The sequence below is a fragment of the Massilia sp. 2TAF26 genome, from assembly GCF_052115005.1.
In the GTDB taxonomy this organism is placed as follows: Bacteria; Pseudomonadota; Gammaproteobacteria; order Burkholderiales; family Burkholderiaceae_D; genus Telluria.
Genome location: NZ_JBFRFV010000086.1, coordinates 1 through 683 on the forward strand (window position 1 = coordinate 1; position 683 = coordinate 683).

1 protein-coding gene is annotated in these 683 nt (G+C 65.8%); it reads left to right on the top strand.

From position 1 onward, the window contains the following. The coding region (gene galE / locus AB4Z32_RS27545; RefSeq protein WP_442124994.1) for a UDP-glucose 4-epimerase GalE at positions 1-683 on the top strand (683 nt) is incomplete at both ends.

Genomic DNA, 683 nt, shown 5'->3' on the forward strand with positions numbered 1-683 from the left:
CACGAGGTGGTGGTGGTCGACAACCTGTCCAACGCCAACCGTTCCGTGCAGGAACGGGTGACTCGCATCACGGGGAAGGCTTTCGAATTCGTCGAGGCCGACATCCGCGACCGCGCGGCGATGGAAGCCGCGTTCGGCGCGCACAAGGTCGACGCCGTGATCCACTTTGCCGGCCTGAAGGCGGTCGGCGAATCGGTGGCGCAGCCGCTGCGCTACTACGACAACAATGTCTCCGGCAGCGTGGTGCTGTTCGAGACCATGGCCAAGTTCGGCTGCAAGACCCTGGTGTTCTCGTCGTCGGCMACGGTGTACGGCGACCCGGCCTCGGTGCCGATCCGCGAAGACTTCCCGCTCTCGGCCACCAACCCCTACGGCCGCAGCAAGCTGATGATCGAAGACATCCTGCGCGACCTGTTCAAGGCCGAGCCGGACTGGCACGTCGCCCTGCTGCGCTATTTCAACCCGGTCGGCGCCCACGAAAGCGGGCTGATCGGCGAGGAGCCGAACGGCATCCCCAACAACCTGCTGCCSTATATCGCCCAGGTCGCCAACGGCCAGCGCGAGAAACTGTCCGTGTACGGTGGCGACTACCCGACCCCGGACGGCACCGGCATGCGCGACTACATCCACGTGGTCGACCTGGCGATCGGCCACGTCAAGACCCTCGACAAGCTGGCCCAGGG